Below are 14,147 nucleotides of genomic sequence, written 5' to 3'. Positions count from 1 at the left end.
CGATGACCCATCATGGCGCGTTGCGTCGCGGTCCAGGTCAGTAATCGGGGATTGGGAGCGGCGAGTTGTTCGAGTCGATGCCGCCGTCGACGTGGAAGATCGCGTTCGTCGCGTAGCAGTCGCGCGTGCACAGGTACACCGTGAGCCGCCCGAGATCCTCGACGTCACCGAGCCGATGCAGCGGGGTGGCCTCCTGCATTTTCTCCAGCGATCCGGGCATCAAGTCCAGGCTGCCACGCAAGCCGTCGGTGGCGAACGATCCCAACGCAATGGCGTTGACGCGGATCTTCGGCGCGAGTTCCTGTGCCATCGCGCGGGTGAGCGCCTCGAGGCCCCCCTTCGCGACGCAGTAGGCCGTCAACGCGCGGATGCCGAACCGGGCGGAACCAGACGAGATGTTGACGATGGATCCGCGTCCCGCGCTGATCATGTGCGGGGCGACGAGCTGGCTCATGATGAACGCGGATGTCACGCACCAGTCGAAGGTGTGCCGGAAGTCTTCGTCGGTGATGTCCAGAAAGCGCGCATAGGTGGAGCCGCCGACGTTGTTGACGAGAATGTCGATGCGCCCGAAGCGTTCCATGGCCGTGTTCACGACGCGCTCGCCGTCCGGGCGGCTCATCGCGTCCGCGACGAGCGCCAGCCCTTTGCCGCCCGAGGCCTCGATGCCCTCAATCGTGCCAACGATATCCGCCTCGGTACGCGCGGTCCCGACGACCGTGGCGCCGGCCTCCGCCAACACCCGGGCAATGCCCGCCCCGACACCCTTCCCGGCGCCCGTCACGATCGCGACCTGCCCATCGAGCTGGAACTGTTCCAACGCCATGCCGAGCTCCTTCGATCGTGCGTGGGGTGCGCCGTTTAATCTATGAACTGGGCTGACTAAAGTCAACGAATCATTCCGACCCCCATTCGCGGTACCGTTGATTGTCTGAGAATGATCAAGTTATGCAAGCGTTTTTGGCGCGGACACGGCATAATGAGCCGTTGAGCCCCGCAACTCTCGCATGAGTCGGGTCAACTGTGAGGAAACACATGGCTGTGACGGATCGGCTGTCGACCCGAGAAGCAAAGCGTCTGCAGACGAGGGAGCGTTTGATGGGGGCCGCGATCGCGGAGTTCGCCCGGGCCGGCATGGCCGAGGCGGACGTCAGTGCCATCGTGGCCGCCGCGGGCGTGGCGCACGGGACGTTCTTCTTCCACTTCCCCACCAAGGAGCATGTGCTGCTGGAGCTCGAGCGCCGCGAAGAGGATCGCATAGCCAAGCAGTTCGCCCAATTCCTGAAGTCCAAGCACGATCTCGCTTCCGCGTTGAATGAGGCGGTCCGCCTGGTGGTCGGGCTCGAACGGCGGCTGGGCGATCGGCTCTTCAATGACTTTCTCGCGCTGCACTTCTCCCAGACCCGCCCGCAGACCGAGGACGGCAGGGATCACCCGTTGATCGTCCTGGTCGCCCAGGAAATCGCGCAGGCGCAGGAACGCGGTGACACGGATCCGCACGTCAATCCCATGAACAGTGCGGTGTTCTTCTTGCTGGGTCTCTACGCGCTGTTGATCACCACCAACCACTGGCCGACCGGCCATGCGCTGCTGGAAGACTACGTCGCGAGGACGTTGCGAAGTTTGAAACCCTGACCCGCCGCTAGGGGCGTATGACGCCGCGCAGCGGCATCAGGCCGAGTTCCTTGTGGGACATGAACCCCGGCGGAGCGTCGCAGACCGCGGGTATGGCGTTCGCGGGGCCCATCGCGGTCCAGGTGTATCCGGGCAGCGCGTAGCCGCCGTTGGGGTCCTGCGCGCCCTGCAGGATCAGCTCGGTGGAGGAATCACCCTCGATCACAATGCGGTAGTGGTAGTGCTGGGGCCAATCCTCCTGCGGTGCAATGGCGTCGAAGGTGTCCATCGTGTAGATCTCGTGAAAGACGATGAGGGGTTTGCCGTCCACCCACGCCGTCCACTTGTGGTGCTGGCGAGCGACAGTCCCCTTTTTGATCACGCCCTTGAAGCCCGGCATGTCGCTGGTCTCCCCTCCCTCGAAGGGGATGTCGCGGGTGGCAGTCCCGAGCTCCACCTCGGTCGTGTATCTCTCGACTGTTTTGCCCAGTCCCTCGACGACCATCGCCATCGATTGGGCGAACAACGGCCATGCCTGTCCGAGCAGATTCGGGCCGTCTTCGAACCCGGCCGGGTCGCTGCCCATCCCCATTTCGAACAGGTACTTCAGGGTGTCGCGCCCGAAATTCACCACCTCGTAGATGTGAATGGTGTCGATCTGACTGATGATTCGGGCCAGCGTCAGGACGAGCAGGTCTCCGGCGAACCCGGGGTTGACACCACCCGCATGAAACGACGTGCCGCCCTCGTGGCACGCGGCGTCGATCTTGTCGATGTCCGCCTGACTGTGCTCGGTCCGATACCACCACGCCCCACCCGATGCGACGACATTCTTGCCGCCGCGCAGTAGGCGGCACACCTCGTCGGGGTCGGACCATAGCGGCGCATAGAACACGCAATCGGCGTCGAGCGCCTCGATGGCATCCTTGTCGGTGGTCGCCCGCACGCCGGTCGGCGGTTTGCCGCAGAGCTCACCGGCGTCCTTGCCGACTTTCTCCGGTCGATTGCACAGGACGCCGACCAGTTCGTAGGCAGGGTTGTGCACGAAATGACGCAGCGCGATCGTCCCGACATTGCCGACGCCCCATTGGATTACACGATATTTCTTCTCGGCCGGCGACTTGAGCGTCATCGCTACTCCTTTGCATGGCCAGAATGCCTGAGCGCTCGCTGAGCGTAGGCGTCTGGCAACGGGCGTGTCAACGAATGCCAGCTGACTTTCGTCAGTACTGTCGCTCCGCTGGTGGGCGTGGACAAGCCGCGTGAACTCCGCATTAGCCCTGTGGCACGCACTAACCGCGGGAAGTGGAGCGAATCTCGCTGACTGTTCGCCGTCGACTCGGTGGGCGTCTTCTGCTGACTGCAGTCAGCCTGTTATAGTGCACTCGCCGGTCCAATCAGTGTCGATGGCGGGGAGGGTTCGTGAATTTGCCGAAGCTGCATCAGCGCGACGCCGGGATAGGTGCAGCCACGCGATCGCCCGGCTCTGCCGCGCCGCCGGGTCTGGCCATCGACGAGCACATGGAACGCTCACAGCTCGCGCAGCGCCGGGCCGACAAATGGCTTATCTCCGGCAGCCTCCTGATCGGCACGGCGGCCCTGGGTATTTTCGGGCTGCCGCTGTTCCTCTGGGGAGTGCGGCTGCTGCGCCGGGCGCAACGCGACGGCCTCTCGGTCCGGCCGATGCTGGTCACCCTGCTCGGCTATCTCGTCATCATCGACGCCGCCATCAACACCGTCGGGTGGGCGCTTGATCTGGTGGCGAACCACACCATTCTGGCGCGCGTGCTGCTCAACGGGTGGGGCAACATGTTCGACGCCGGCTACTTCTGGCACTACAACGAGCTGTGGGTCGGCGGCGCGGCGGGGCCCGGCGAGAAGGCCCTGGAGGTCGGGTTGATCCTGACCGTCTTCACCATGCGGATCGCCGCCGCCATCGGCTTTCTGCAGATGAAGCGGTGGGGCCACCAGTGGATGGTCATCACCTGCTGGATGGGCGTGGTCATTTGGATCACCTACGTGTTCAACATGACGATGTTCGCCGACGTGCGTTTTGCCGGCGTCGTGCTCCCGGTCGTCGGCTGGTGGCTCTACGACATCTTCTACATCACCCCGTTTTTGGCCATCCCCTATCTGCACACCGTCAACCGCGAACTCTTCTCCGACTGAAATGCGCGACCCGAAAACCACTACGCCACCGAGGAAGTCACATCATGGGCTATCTATGGGAAATCCTTCGTTACGTCGCCGCGTGGGGCGGCACCGGACTGATCATCTGGTTCTGGTACTGGCTGTTCTCCAACATCGGCACGTTCTGAGCCGGGTCCGGGGAGCGCGGGATTGGGCCGATGACTGAGCATTCCGACGGCCATGCGATGGCGCTGGAACGCAGTTGCGCCGTGACGGCGGTCGCGCTGAGCGAGCAGCGCCGCGAAGGCGTGCGGCTCGTCACCGGCGAGCGGCGGGGCTTCGGATTGAACGCGGCGCTCACGTTCGTCCACATCCCCTATCCCGCCCCCTCCGACTGGACACGCAGAACCCTGACCTGCGGGGTGGCCCTGCAATGCTCGCCATCCAAGGAACGCGTCACCGAATTTCGGCTGAACGAGCTATCCGCGCGCGAACTGCGCGCGCTCACGCTCGTCGAAGGCGGCGTCGCCCTCGGCTGGATCGCGTCGCGGTGGCCCGGCCTGGTTCCCGAGGTCCAACGGCTACTCCCCGACATCCACCCCGAAGCCGCGGACATGGACGGCGTCCAGATGCTCGACAGGGCAACCGGATTGGCGGCCACCGGGCGGGAATTGGCGGTCCCTGCGCTGCTGGGTGCTTTGCCGCTGGCCTACACGGCGCCGCAGGGATTGACCGATAAGCTGCGACGCAGCTTCGGGAGGATGCCGTGGACCACGACGCAGAAGCGTCTTCCGCGGCCATACTCGGTTCCGGTCGGCGGTGACGGGGGCGTCCGCAACCCGAACCTGCCGCCGCCGAGCCGGCCGCAGGACAACGATCTCGACGTCACACCCCAACACCGGCCCGGGATTCCCTATCCCGAGTGGAACATGTGGACACAGCGATTCATGCACGACCACGTCGCTGTCGTCGAGCACGCCGACGGCCGGCGCCTGCGCCGTCCGGTGCCGGTGGCCGTCGACGTCCGCAAGTGGTTCGAAGAACACACCCACCGTGCAATGACCAGCCGCCTCGAAGACGGCTCGGACCTCGACGTCGACCAATACGTCAGCCACTACATCGACCTGACGACGGGCGAGGCCAAGGAGCCGAGGGTGTTTCGCGACCTGCTGCCCAGCAGCCGCGACGTCACCACGGCGCTGCTGCTCGACGGCAGCTCGTCGCTGGGGGTACACGGGGGCCGCGTGTTCCAGCTCGAATTGGCCTGTGCCGACGCGCTTTCGCGTGCCATGACGCTGGCGCGCGAACGCCATGGCGTTTTCGTGTTCACCGGCAACACCCGGCACCGGGTCGAGGTGCGGTGCCTGAAGGACTTCGAAGACCGCCGGTTCGTGCCGCCGAGCGGGCTGGGCCTGTCCACCCGCGGCTACACCAGACTCGGTGCGCCGCTGCGCCATTTGACCAGCCGCCTGCTGGCCCAGGCCTCCGAGCGGCGCCTGCTGATCATCATCGGGGACGGGCTGATCTCCGACGAAGGCTACGAGGGCCGTTACGCCTGGGCCGATGCCGCGCACGCCGTCCAGGAGGCCAACGAGGCCGGGGTGTCGATGTATTACGTGGGCGTCGGGCCGACCCGGGTCGACCCCCTCCCGGAGGTGTTCGGGCCGCGCCGGTCGCAACGGATCCGGCGCATCGAGGAATTACCCCGGGTATTGGCCCATGTCCATCGCGAACTGGTCGCAGCGTGAATGCCGACCGATTGAGGAAGAGATGACCACCGACACATATTTCGCCAACGGCAACGAAGTTCAGCTGTTCGAACAGGCCTTTGCGCGGCGTCTGCCGGTGATGCTGACCGGCCCGACCGGGTGCGGCAAAACCCGGTTCGTCGAACACATGGGCTCGCTGCTGCAGCGACCGGTAGTCACGATCAGTTGCCACGACGACCTCACCAGCTCCGACCTCGTCGGGCGCTTCATGGTGACCGGCGGCGACGTCGTCTGGACCGACGGCCCGCTCACCCGGGCCGTCAAAGCCGGCGCGATCTGCTACCTCGACGAAGTCGTCGAGGCCCGCCACGACTCCTTGGCGATCCTGCATTCCCTCACCGATCACCGACGGTCGTTGTACCTGGACCGCGCCGGCGAGGTGGTGAAAGCCCCCGAAGAGTTCATGCTGGTGTGTTCGTACAACCCGGCCTATCGCAGCTCACTCAAGGAGCTCAAACCCTCGTTCCGCCAACGGTTCGTCACGCTGGCGATGCATTATCTGCCGCCCGACCGCGAGGCCGACGTGATCGTCGCCGAATCCGGAATCCCCCTTGCCACCGCCCAGCGGCTGGTCGGGTGCGCGGTCGCGATCCGCACCGCCGACGAAGCCTTCCACTTCGAACCGCCGTCGACCAGGGTGCTGGTCACCGCCGCCCAGCTGATCGCCGCCGGCGCAACCGAATTGGACGCCGCCGACGCGTGCATACTCGCGCCGCTGAGCACCGACGGCGCGGTCACCGACGGTCTGCGTGAAGTCGCGGCAGCCAGCCTGGCCACCTCGACCAGTTCGCCCTAGGGAAAGGAGCAACCGGCATGGACCGACAGGAGGAGAAGCGCAAAAGGGCGCTCATCATCTTCCAGATCTTCATCTACGGCTATCTGCTCGCGATGTTCGGAGTCCAGCTCTACATGTCGTTCGCGCGGGGCTGGTGGGATCTGTGAATGTACCGCTGCTGAAACGGAATTCGGGAGGCACGCCCGACCGCGCCGACGCGTCGCGCAGCCTCGATGATCACCACGACGAATCACGCCAGGCCCAGCGCCACGCCGACAAGTGGATGATCGTCGGCGCCGCCCTGATGGGCATGTGGGCGCCGGGCCTGATCGGATTTCCCATCTTCATGCGCGGGGTATGGCTGCAGCGCCAGGCCCTGCGCGCCGGGCTATCGGTTCGGCCCATGATCGTGACCCTCATCGGCTATCTCGTCCTGATCGACGGGATGCTCAACAGTCTGGGCTGGGCTCTTGACCTGGTCGCCAACCACACGTTGATCAACAGGGTGCTGATGGTCGGGTGGGGCAACATGTTCGACGCCGGCTACTTCTGGCATTACAACGAGCTGTGGATCGGCGGCGCGGCGGGCCCGGGCGAAAAGGCCTACGTGGCAGGCCTGATCCTCACCGTGTTCTCGATGCGGGTGGCGGCGGCGATCGGGTTTTTGCAGATGAAGCGCTGGGGCCATCAGTGGATGGTCGTCACCTGCTGGATGGGGGTGGTGATCTGGTCGGCCTACGTCTTCAACATGACCATGTTCGCCGACGTGCGCTACGCCGGTGTCGTGTTCCCGGTCATCGGCTGGTGGCTCTACGACATCTTCTACATCACCCCGTTCCTCGCGATCCCGTACCTGCACACCGTCAATCGCGAAATCTTCTCCGACTAAAAGGAGCAGTGCCATGACTAGTCCGTCCGTACCGTCCCCCACCGAAGACAAGGACCCGGCCGCCGATCTCGAGCCCGGGACGACGCCGTACTACGCGCGCATGCACACCTGGATCAAGCGCGCCGTGTTGGTGTGCCTGGTAGCGCTGGTGATCGAGGGTGCCTTCACGCTGCCGTTCATGGCGATCTACTACGGGTACCCGACGCTGAGCCTCACCCAAATCTGCAGTGAGCTGCTTAAGATCCGGTACTCCAACGACACCTTGGAGTGCAAGTACCCCTACCCGCCGTTCGGGCCCCCGGAGGGCGCCGAGGGCAAAGCCACCGCGCAGGACGTCTGGGGCATCCAACCGATACCGAAGTACCACCGGCTGGGGTTCCGCGAACTCGTCAAGATCCACGACGAACGACTCGCCCGCCAAGCGCCGGCGCCGACGCACCCATGACGGGGCCGGCCCGGTGACCTATCGGGTCGTCCAATGGACGACCGGTAACGTCGGCAAGAGCTCCGTCCGGGCGATTGCCGCGAACGCGACGCTGGAGCTGGTCGGATGCTATGCCTTCTCGCCGGAGAAGGCAGGGCGCGACGTCGGCGAGCTGTGCGGGATCGAGCCACTGAATATCAAGGCGACCAACGACATCGAGGCGCTGCTCGCGCTCAAGCCGGACTGCGTGGTCTACAACCCGATGTTCGCCGACGTCGACGAGCTGGTCCGCATCCTCGAGGCCGGCATCAATGTGGTGGGCACCGCCGAGTTCATCACCGGCCACTTTCTCGGCGCGGGACGCGAGCGCATCGCCCAGGCCTGCCAGGCGGGCGGATCGAGCATCTTCGGCACCGGCATCAACCCCGGCTTCGTCCAACTGTTCACCATCGTGTCGGCGGGACTCTCGGAGCGGGTGGACAAGGTGTCGGTGCTGGAGTCCTTTGATACCACGATCTACAACTCGCCGGCGACCGAAATCCCTATGGGCTTCGGCTATCCCATCGACCGTCCGGACCTGCCGGCTGTCACCGAGAAAGGATCCGGCATCTTCCGCGACGGCGTGTTGCTGCTCGCCGACGCCCTCGGCGTCGAGCTCGACGAGGTCCGTTGTGAAGCCGAGTACGCCCAGACCACCGAGGATCTGCACCTGCCAGGGGACTGGAACATCGCGGCGGGCTGCGTGGCGGGCATTCACGTTCGCTGGAAAGGGATTGTTGCCGGTCGAGAGGTCATCGAGATCGGCGGGCAATGGCGGAAGGGACAAGCGCTGGAACCGGATTGGCCACTGGACATGGGCTACACCGTCGAGGTGCAGGGCCGACCGACGATCAAGACCACGCTGAGCTTCCTGCCACCGCCGGACTTCGAGGGCACGACCTTGGACGACTACATCATGTTGGGCCTCACCATCACCGCCGTGCCGGCGATCACCGCGATACCCGCCGTCGTCGCCGCGCCTCCCGGCATCGTCACCTACAACGACCTCCCCCTGCTACTTCCCCGCGGAGTCCTGACGACATGACGACAACACAAGAACCCTCGCTCCATCACGTCGTGTTCGCCGTGGCACCGGAACGACATGCGGCCGTGACCCAGATGTTCAGCGATCTGGGGTTCGTCTTCGAGCCGCTGCAGCTGGCCGAGCTCGGCCTGGACATTCACCTCGACTGGAATCGGGGCATCGAGCTGATCAGCCCGATCCCGGGGTCGACCGGGGAGGTCGCCGTTTCGGTGACCGAGTTCATCGAGCGCCACGGAGACGGCGTGTTCACCGTGGTCATCGGGGTCCCGGAAGCTTCCAGGGCCGACGCCGTCGCCGAGCGCTACGGTGCGACAACGCGTTTCCGGCAACGCATGGAGGGCGAGGGCACCTTTCTCGACGAAAACGACGTGTCGATCCTGGGACTGCCACTGACATTCCTGGCGACCAACATTCCGTGATTGGAGACGGCATGGCCCAACATCGTGAGCCGAACGGAATTTGCGAGCTCGACTTGGACGATCTGCCCATGGCTCTCGACCGCGGCGTCGTGACCGAGTGGTCAAGGAGGATAGCCCATTTCAAGCTGTCACCGGGACCCTGGAACACGTGGCCGTCCCCGACGTGCACCCTGCCGCGATTGCCGTTGCGGATCCTCGCCACGGAGAGGTCATGACCGAGCTTCGGTTCGACGGGAGGGTGGCGATCGTCACCGGGGCCGGCGGCCAGGAGCCGAGCCTGGGGCGCTCGCACGCCAAGCTGCTCGCCCAGCGAGGGGCCAAGGTCGTCGTCAACGACCTCGGCGTCGGGCCCGACGGCCGAAACATCCTGCGGGCCAACGCAGAACAGGTGGCCGACGAGATCTGCGCGGCCGGTGGTGAGGCGGTTGCCGACCTGCACAGCGTCGCCGACGAGGACGGCGCGCGCCGGGTCGTCCAGACCGCGCTGGACGTGTGGGGCCGCGTTGACATCCTGGTGAACAATGCCGGTGTCTGCTTCATGGCGCACTTCGACGAGATCTCCGACGCCGACATTCGCAATGTCATCGACGTGCACCTGATGGGGACCGTGTGGATGTGCCGGGCGGCGTGGCCCCACATGCGCGATGAGGGTTACGGCCGCATTGTGAACACCACCTCCGGGGCGATGTTCGGACTGGAGAATCTTTCCATCTACGGTGCGGCAAAGGGCGGAATCTTCGGGCTGACACGCGGTCTCGCCGTCGAAGGGGCACCGATGGGCATCAAGGTCAATGCGTTGGGGCCGGCCGCCAACACCACCGCCGTGCGCCATTTCAACAACCCGTCCGCCTTCACCAGGCTGATGGAGGATCACTTTCCGACCGGCCTGGTGTCACCCGCGGTGGCGTTCCTGGTTCACGAGAGTTGCCCGGTATCCGGAGCCAACCTCGAGGCGGGTGGGGGAAACGTGGGCATCCGGGTGTTCGGTCAGACGACGGGTATATACGACGCCGATCTCACCATCGAGAAGGTGCGGGACACCTTCGCGGCGATAACCGACACGTCGACGGCCAGGTTGATACCGGATTTGCCCGACTCCGGTGAGTTAGCCCCGGGCGAGGCCATTTCGGCGCCTATCGAGGTACTACCGAAGCGCTACCAACCGAGTTGATTTCGGCCAAGGAGACATCATGACCGTCGACACCACAGCACCCAGCGTCTTCGACGCAGGCCTGCCTACACTGCACTACGACATCACCGACACCGTGCACCAGGTCGCCCCGCGGATCCACGAGGCGCGCAAGCGATCTCCGATCGCCCTCGGGCCGCTGGGACCCGAGGTGCTCGGCTACGAACTCGCCCGAGGGATACTTCGCGATCCCCGGTTCGTCTTCCCGCCCGGCATGCACATGACGGCTCGCGGGATAACCTCCGGCCCGCTCTATGACCGGGTGCTGGGCACCATCCTCGGCATGGAAGGCGAGGAACATCGGCGCCTGCGCGGTCTGGTCTCCAAGGCATTCACCCCGCGGGCGTCCGCGCGCATGGAAGACACCATCGACACGGTGATCAACCATTTGATCGATCAGGTCGCCGGGGCCGGCCGCTGCGACTTCGTCGCCGACATCGCCCGGCCCTACCCGATCCCGATCATCTGCGCGTTGTTGGGCGCACCACCCGAGGACTGGGAGCAGTTTTCCCTATGGGCGGAAGACATTTTCAAGATCGTGCGGTTCGACTCCGACCTGGCGAACGAGCAGCACATCGTGATGCGGGCGTGGGACGAGTTCGACGCCTACATCGACGACATGATCGCCGAACGGCGGAGCCGGTTGACCGACGACTTGATCTCCGAACTGATCCGCGCGCAGGACGACGGCGACCGGCTGAGCAACGCGGAGATGCGCATGCTGGCGTTCAGCATCCTGTCCGCCGGCACCGACACCACCCGCAATCAGCTGGCCGCGTGCATGCACGCGCTGTGCGATCACCCCGAGCAACTGGCGATGCTCCGCCAAGATCCCAACCTCGCGATGCCGGCCGTCGAGGAATGCATGCGCCATTCGCCCGCGGTCTGCACCACCCTGCGCACCGTCCTCGACGACGTCACATTCGCCGATTACACCTTTCCGGCCGGCACCTTCATTTCAGTGAATACCTTTGCCGCCAACTGCGATCCGGAGGTCTATGCGCACCCGGGCCGGTTCGACATCACCCGCGAGGACCCGCCGCCCATTCTGACGTTCGGCGGCGGTGCCCACTATTGCCTGGGCGCGAACCTCGCCCGAACGGAACTCGCCGGAGCGCTCAAAGTCCTCGCCCGGCGCATGACCAACCCGCGGCGCGTGGCGACGGCGCAGTGGAAGCCGATGCTGGGGCTGAGCGGGCCGGTCGGTCTGGAGATGGAATTCGACTAGCTCAGCGCGTCGTCCGCGGCCAGCTCCAGGACGTGGATTTCGCCCGTCGCGCCGTCGACCTCGACCAGGGCACCCGGCGGCAACGACTTGGTCGCCCCCTGAACGTCGACAACACAGGGGAAGCCGAATTCGCGGGCCACCACCGCGGCGTGGGACATCGGGCCGCCCAGTTCGGTCACGACGGCGGCGGCGTAACAGAACGCCGCCGTGTATCCGACGTCGGTGACCTCGGCGACGAGGATCTCGCCGGGCTGCAAGTCGTCGATGGTGTCGGGGCGCACGATGCGTACCCGGCCGCGCACCCGCCCGCCGCACACCCCGACCCCGCGCAGGATGTCCCCGCCGGCCAGGGCGGGCGACGAGGGCGCGGTTGGCTGCCAGCTTCCGCTGAACACCGTCGGCGGCGCCACCGCGACCAGCCGGCGTTGCTCGGCCCGGCGCCGGGCCACCAGCGCGCCCACGTCCGCCGGCAGGGCATCCAGTTCGTCGACGAGCAGATAGAAGACATCATCGGCGGCTTCGAAGACGCCCGACTCGACCGCCCTGCGCCCGTACTCGCGCAGCAGCGTGCGCAGAACCCAGTTGGCCCGCACCACCTTGTCGCGGCGGACCTCACGGTCGCGCAGTTGCTGGGTGGCCAGCACCGCAATTGGCTTGGCGTGCAACGGAATCTGGGGGCGCTGGGGTTGCTGCGCCGACGGCGCGCTCATCGCCCTGGTCACCATCCGGACCAGCAGCTCGGGGTCGTCGGCGTAGCTGGTTGACAGCATCTCGAGCTCGGCGGGCCCACGGTGGCCGATGAGCGCCAGCTCGGCCAGCAGCGCGGCATGGAATTCCGGAGCCTCGACGGCCAGCTTGTCCAGCCGGTCCCCTGGTTCAGCCAGCAGCGCCGTCACTTTCGGATCGCGCTGCGCGGCAACCACCAACCGCTGCATCGCCTCGACCGAACGCGCGCTGACCAATTCGGGCCCACCGGGGGCGGCGACGTCCCGCCCGCACAGACCACGCAGCAGCACGTTGAACGCCGCGCACAGCAGGAATGAGCCGGCGGCCAGCACCCAGCCGTGCACCACCTGGTCCCGCGCCAGAAAGATCAGGCTCAGCAGCCGGCGATCGTCGATTCCGGCGAGGTCCCCTTCGGTCAGGCGTTCCAGGCGATCGACGTCGGCAACGAATTCGCGGGTGTCGGCGGGCGCGCCGGCCGACAGGCCGATCAGGTTGACGCCGAATACCCCGATGTTGCGGACGGTGCGCAGTCGCTTGCGGATTCGATCGGTGTCGGAGTGCGGATGTTCCTCACCGAAGATCGGCAAGGCGGCCATGCTGGGGCCGAAGAATCCACTGTTGCTCACCACCGTCGTGGGCTTCACGAAAGGCACCGTCTCGGCCATGAAGTGCGCGGTCGTGATCGCGCCGTACAGGCGGTGGGCGAACACCGCGACCATGCGCATCGCGATTTCGCGCTGGATCGTGCCCCCCGGGCGCAACCGCTCGGCGACGCACACCGCGCTGGCCCGCAGTCCCCGGACCGTCGCCGACGCCGACGCCGGCGAGAACGGGCCGGGTAGTGCCTCCGACAGGTTCGTGGCCAAAAACGTCGGAAAGCGCGGGTCGATCGGTGTGTCGAATTCCCCGTTATCCCCCGCTGCGCCCGCCAAATTCGGCTTGACGCCGTCGTCGCTCGGCGCGTCGACCGAGGGTAGGTCCTGGATGGTGGCCAGCCGCCAGGGCAGCGATATCACCCGCTTGCCCACGGTGACCCGGCCGCGCACGGCCAGCGCGAAATCGTCGATGCATTCGCCGGATTCCCACGCGGGCCGGAATCCCCACTCGTGCCGCAACCGCGAGAGATCCATGAGTGGAGCGCCCTTCGCCCGTTGCAGTTCGCCCGGCTCGAAGCCCAGCCGCACGACCGGGCGCCCGAGAGCGGCGGCGATCTGCCGGAAGGTCACCTGTCCGGCAGCGGCGAGATTGACCGGGCCGCTGTCGATTCCACCGTCCACGATCGCCTGGTTGAACAGCCGAAGCGCGTCGTCGAGATGGACGACTTGCATGCGGGGATCGCTGGACCGGGCGGGAAACACCGGTAGCGCCAGCATCCGGCGCACCCAATTGTCGACGCTTCGGCCGAGGATCAGCGCGGAGCGGATCACGACCCATTCCGTGCCCGCTTCCGCGACCATGCGTTCGACCTGGGCATTGAGTTGGCCATCGACGGTGACCGGGGTCAAGGCCTCGTGTTCGGCCTTGGGCGCACCGCCGCCGCCGTAGACGTGTGCCGAAGACGCGAAAACGATTCTTCTGGACCCGGTCTCGACCATCGCGTCGAGCACGTTGCGGGCGCCGTCGATGTTGACCTCGTGACCGATCCGTTCGTCTGGTCCGGGAGTGTTCGCCCACGCGCAGTGCGCAACCACTTCCGCGCCCGCCAGGGCGCGCTTGACCGCGGCGGCATCACGGATGTCGGCGTCGACGAAGTCGGCTGCGCTCGGCCAGCTTTCGGGGCGGTGGCGGGCAAGGCCGACGACATCGTGGCCCTGGGTGAGCAGCCGCATGGCGAGTCCGCGGCCGAGCACTCCGCTGGCCCCGGTGACAGCAATTCTCACTGAATGCCTTTGGTGGTCAT

General features: G+C 66.0%; 14 protein-coding genes. 11 read left to right on the top strand and 3 right to left on the bottom strand.

The window, feature by feature from the left end; translation table 11 throughout:
* Positions 1-37 precede the first annotated feature (37 nt).
* Entirely contained in the window at positions 38-826 is a 789-nt protein-coding gene (locus K883_RS20030; protein ID WP_008256400.1) for an SDR family NAD(P)-dependent oxidoreductase, read from the bottom strand.
* 209 nt (positions 827-1,035) lie between these two features.
* Between K883_RS20030 and K883_RS20025 the strand changes: the two genes are divergently transcribed.
* Positions 1,036-1,635 carry a TetR/AcrR family transcriptional regulator gene (locus K883_RS20025; RefSeq protein WP_036428842.1) on the top strand — a complete coding sequence of 200 codons (600 nt, stop codon included), beginning with the start codon at positions 1,036-1,038 and terminating at the stop codon, positions 1,633-1,635.
* 7 nt (positions 1,636-1,642) lie between these two features.
* On the opposite strand, the gene K883_RS20020 is transcribed toward K883_RS20025, so the two are convergent.
* Positions 1,643-2,746, bottom strand: coding sequence for an NAD(P)H-dependent amine dehydrogenase family protein (locus K883_RS20020; protein WP_008256395.1), 1,104 nt, complete (start codon positions 2,744-2,746; stop codon positions 1,643-1,645).
* Positions 2,747-3,135: 389 nt separating this feature from the next.
* Between K883_RS20020 and K883_RS20015 the strand changes: the two genes are divergently transcribed.
* The 10 genes from K883_RS20015 to K883_RS19970 all read left to right on the top strand — a co-directional run bounded on the left by K883_RS20015 (position 3,136) and on the right by K883_RS19970 (position 11,521).
* The gene (locus K883_RS20015; RefSeq protein WP_095532428.1) at positions 3,136-3,783 is read left to right on the top strand and encodes a hypothetical protein; all 648 of its coding nucleotides are present in this window, start codon (positions 3,136-3,138) and stop codon (positions 3,781-3,783) included.
* 179 nt (positions 3,784-3,962) lie between these two features.
* Positions 3,963-5,492: a nitric oxide reductase activation protein NorD gene (locus tag K883_RS20010; protein ID WP_014711562.1), complete on the top strand. Its 1,530-nt coding sequence runs from the start codon at positions 3,963-3,965 to the stop codon at positions 5,490-5,492.
* Positions 5,493-5,514: 22 nt separating this feature from the next.
* The gene (locus K883_RS20005; RefSeq protein WP_014711561.1) at positions 5,515-6,309 is read left to right on the top strand and encodes a CbbQ/NirQ/NorQ/GpvN family protein; all 795 of its coding nucleotides are present in this window, start codon (positions 5,515-5,517) and stop codon (positions 6,307-6,309) included.
* A 17-nt stretch (positions 6,310-6,326) separates the two neighbouring features.
* Positions 6,327-6,455 (top strand): hypothetical protein, encoded by a 129-nt coding sequence (locus K883_RS28400; protein ID WP_007770904.1) that lies wholly within the window; start codon positions 6,327-6,329, stop codon positions 6,453-6,455.
* Positions 6,452-7,177, top strand: a complete 726-nt coding sequence (locus K883_RS19995) for a hypothetical protein (protein ID WP_008256388.1) — start codon at positions 6,452-6,454, stop codon at positions 7,175-7,177. The genes K883_RS28400 and K883_RS19995 overlap by 4 nt, the downstream gene beginning before the upstream one ends.
* Positions 7,178-7,190: 13 nt before the next feature.
* A complete protein-coding gene (locus K883_RS19990; protein WP_014711560.1) occupies positions 7,191-7,622 on the top strand; it encodes a hypothetical protein in 432 nt (143 codons plus the stop codon).
* A 13-nt stretch (positions 7,623-7,635) separates the two neighbouring features.
* A complete protein-coding gene (locus tag K883_RS19985; RefSeq protein WP_014711559.1) occupies positions 7,636-8,685 on the top strand; it encodes an NAD(P)H-dependent amine dehydrogenase family protein in 1,050 nt (349 codons plus the stop codon).
* Positions 8,682-9,104 (top strand): hypothetical protein, encoded by a 423-nt coding sequence (locus K883_RS19980; protein WP_014711558.1) that lies wholly within the window; start codon positions 8,682-8,684, stop codon positions 9,102-9,104. The genes K883_RS19985 and K883_RS19980 overlap by 4 nt, the downstream gene beginning before the upstream one ends.
* A gap of 211 nt (positions 9,105-9,315) precedes the next feature.
* Positions 9,316-10,275 (top strand): SDR family NAD(P)-dependent oxidoreductase, encoded by a 960-nt coding sequence (locus K883_RS19975; RefSeq protein ID WP_014711557.1) that lies wholly within the window; start codon positions 9,316-9,318, stop codon positions 10,273-10,275.
* Between the two features lie 19 nt (positions 10,276-10,294).
* Positions 10,295-11,521 carry a cytochrome P450 gene (locus K883_RS19970; RefSeq protein WP_014711556.1) on the top strand — a complete coding sequence of 409 codons (1,227 nt, stop codon included), beginning with the start codon at positions 10,295-10,297 and terminating at the stop codon, positions 11,519-11,521.
* Here the strand turns inward: K883_RS19970 and K883_RS19965 are convergent.
* On the bottom strand, positions 11,518-14,127 hold the full coding sequence (locus K883_RS19965; protein ID WP_036455748.1) for a sugar epimerase family protein: 2,610 nt from the start codon (positions 14,125-14,127) through the stop codon (positions 11,518-11,520). The genes K883_RS19970 and K883_RS19965 overlap by 4 nt on opposite strands.
* Positions 14,128-14,147 lie beyond the last annotated feature (20 nt).

Origin of the sequence: Mycobacterium sp. TKK-01-0059 (assembly GCF_000709305.1) — a bacterium.
In the GTDB taxonomy this organism is placed as follows: Bacteria; Actinomycetota; Actinomycetes; order Mycobacteriales; family Mycobacteriaceae; genus Mycobacterium; species Mycobacterium intracellulare.
This window is presented reverse-complemented; position numbering and strand designations above follow the sequence as displayed.

What these genes read in the sequence shown, in the direction of transcription:
- K883_RS20030 (WP_008256400.1), bottom strand. Translation starts at nt 826, where the DNA reads ATGGCGTTGGAACAGTTCCAGCTCGATGGGCAGGTCGCGATCGTGACG.
- K883_RS20025 (WP_036428842.1), top strand. Translation starts at nt 1,036, where the DNA reads ATGGCTGTGACGGATCGGCTGTCGACCCGAGAAGCAAAGCGTCTGCAG.
- K883_RS20020 (WP_008256395.1), bottom strand. Translation starts at nt 2,746, where the DNA reads ATGACGCTCAAGTCGCCGGCCGAGAAGAAATATCGTGTAATCCAATGG.
- K883_RS20015 (WP_095532428.1), top strand. Translation starts at nt 3,136, where the DNA reads ATGGAACGCTCACAGCTCGCGCAGCGCCGGGCCGACAAATGGCTTATC.
- K883_RS20010 (WP_014711562.1), top strand. Translation starts at nt 3,963, where the DNA reads ATGACTGAGCATTCCGACGGCCATGCGATGGCGCTGGAACGCAGTTGC.
- K883_RS20005 (WP_014711561.1), top strand. Translation starts at nt 5,515, where the DNA reads ATGACCACCGACACATATTTCGCCAACGGCAACGAAGTTCAGCTGTTC.
- K883_RS28400 (WP_007770904.1), top strand. Translation starts at nt 6,327, where the DNA reads ATGGACCGACAGGAGGAGAAGCGCAAAAGGGCGCTCATCATCTTCCAG.
- K883_RS19990 (WP_014711560.1), top strand. Translation starts at nt 7,191, where the DNA reads ATGACTAGTCCGTCCGTACCGTCCCCCACCGAAGACAAGGACCCGGCC.
- K883_RS19980 (WP_014711558.1), top strand. Translation starts at nt 8,682, where the DNA reads ATGACGACAACACAAGAACCCTCGCTCCATCACGTCGTGTTCGCCGTG.
- K883_RS19975 (WP_014711557.1), top strand. Translation starts at nt 9,316, where the DNA reads ATGACCGAGCTTCGGTTCGACGGGAGGGTGGCGATCGTCACCGGGGCC.
- K883_RS19970 (WP_014711556.1), top strand. Translation starts at nt 10,295, where the DNA reads ATGACCGTCGACACCACAGCACCCAGCGTCTTCGACGCAGGCCTGCCT.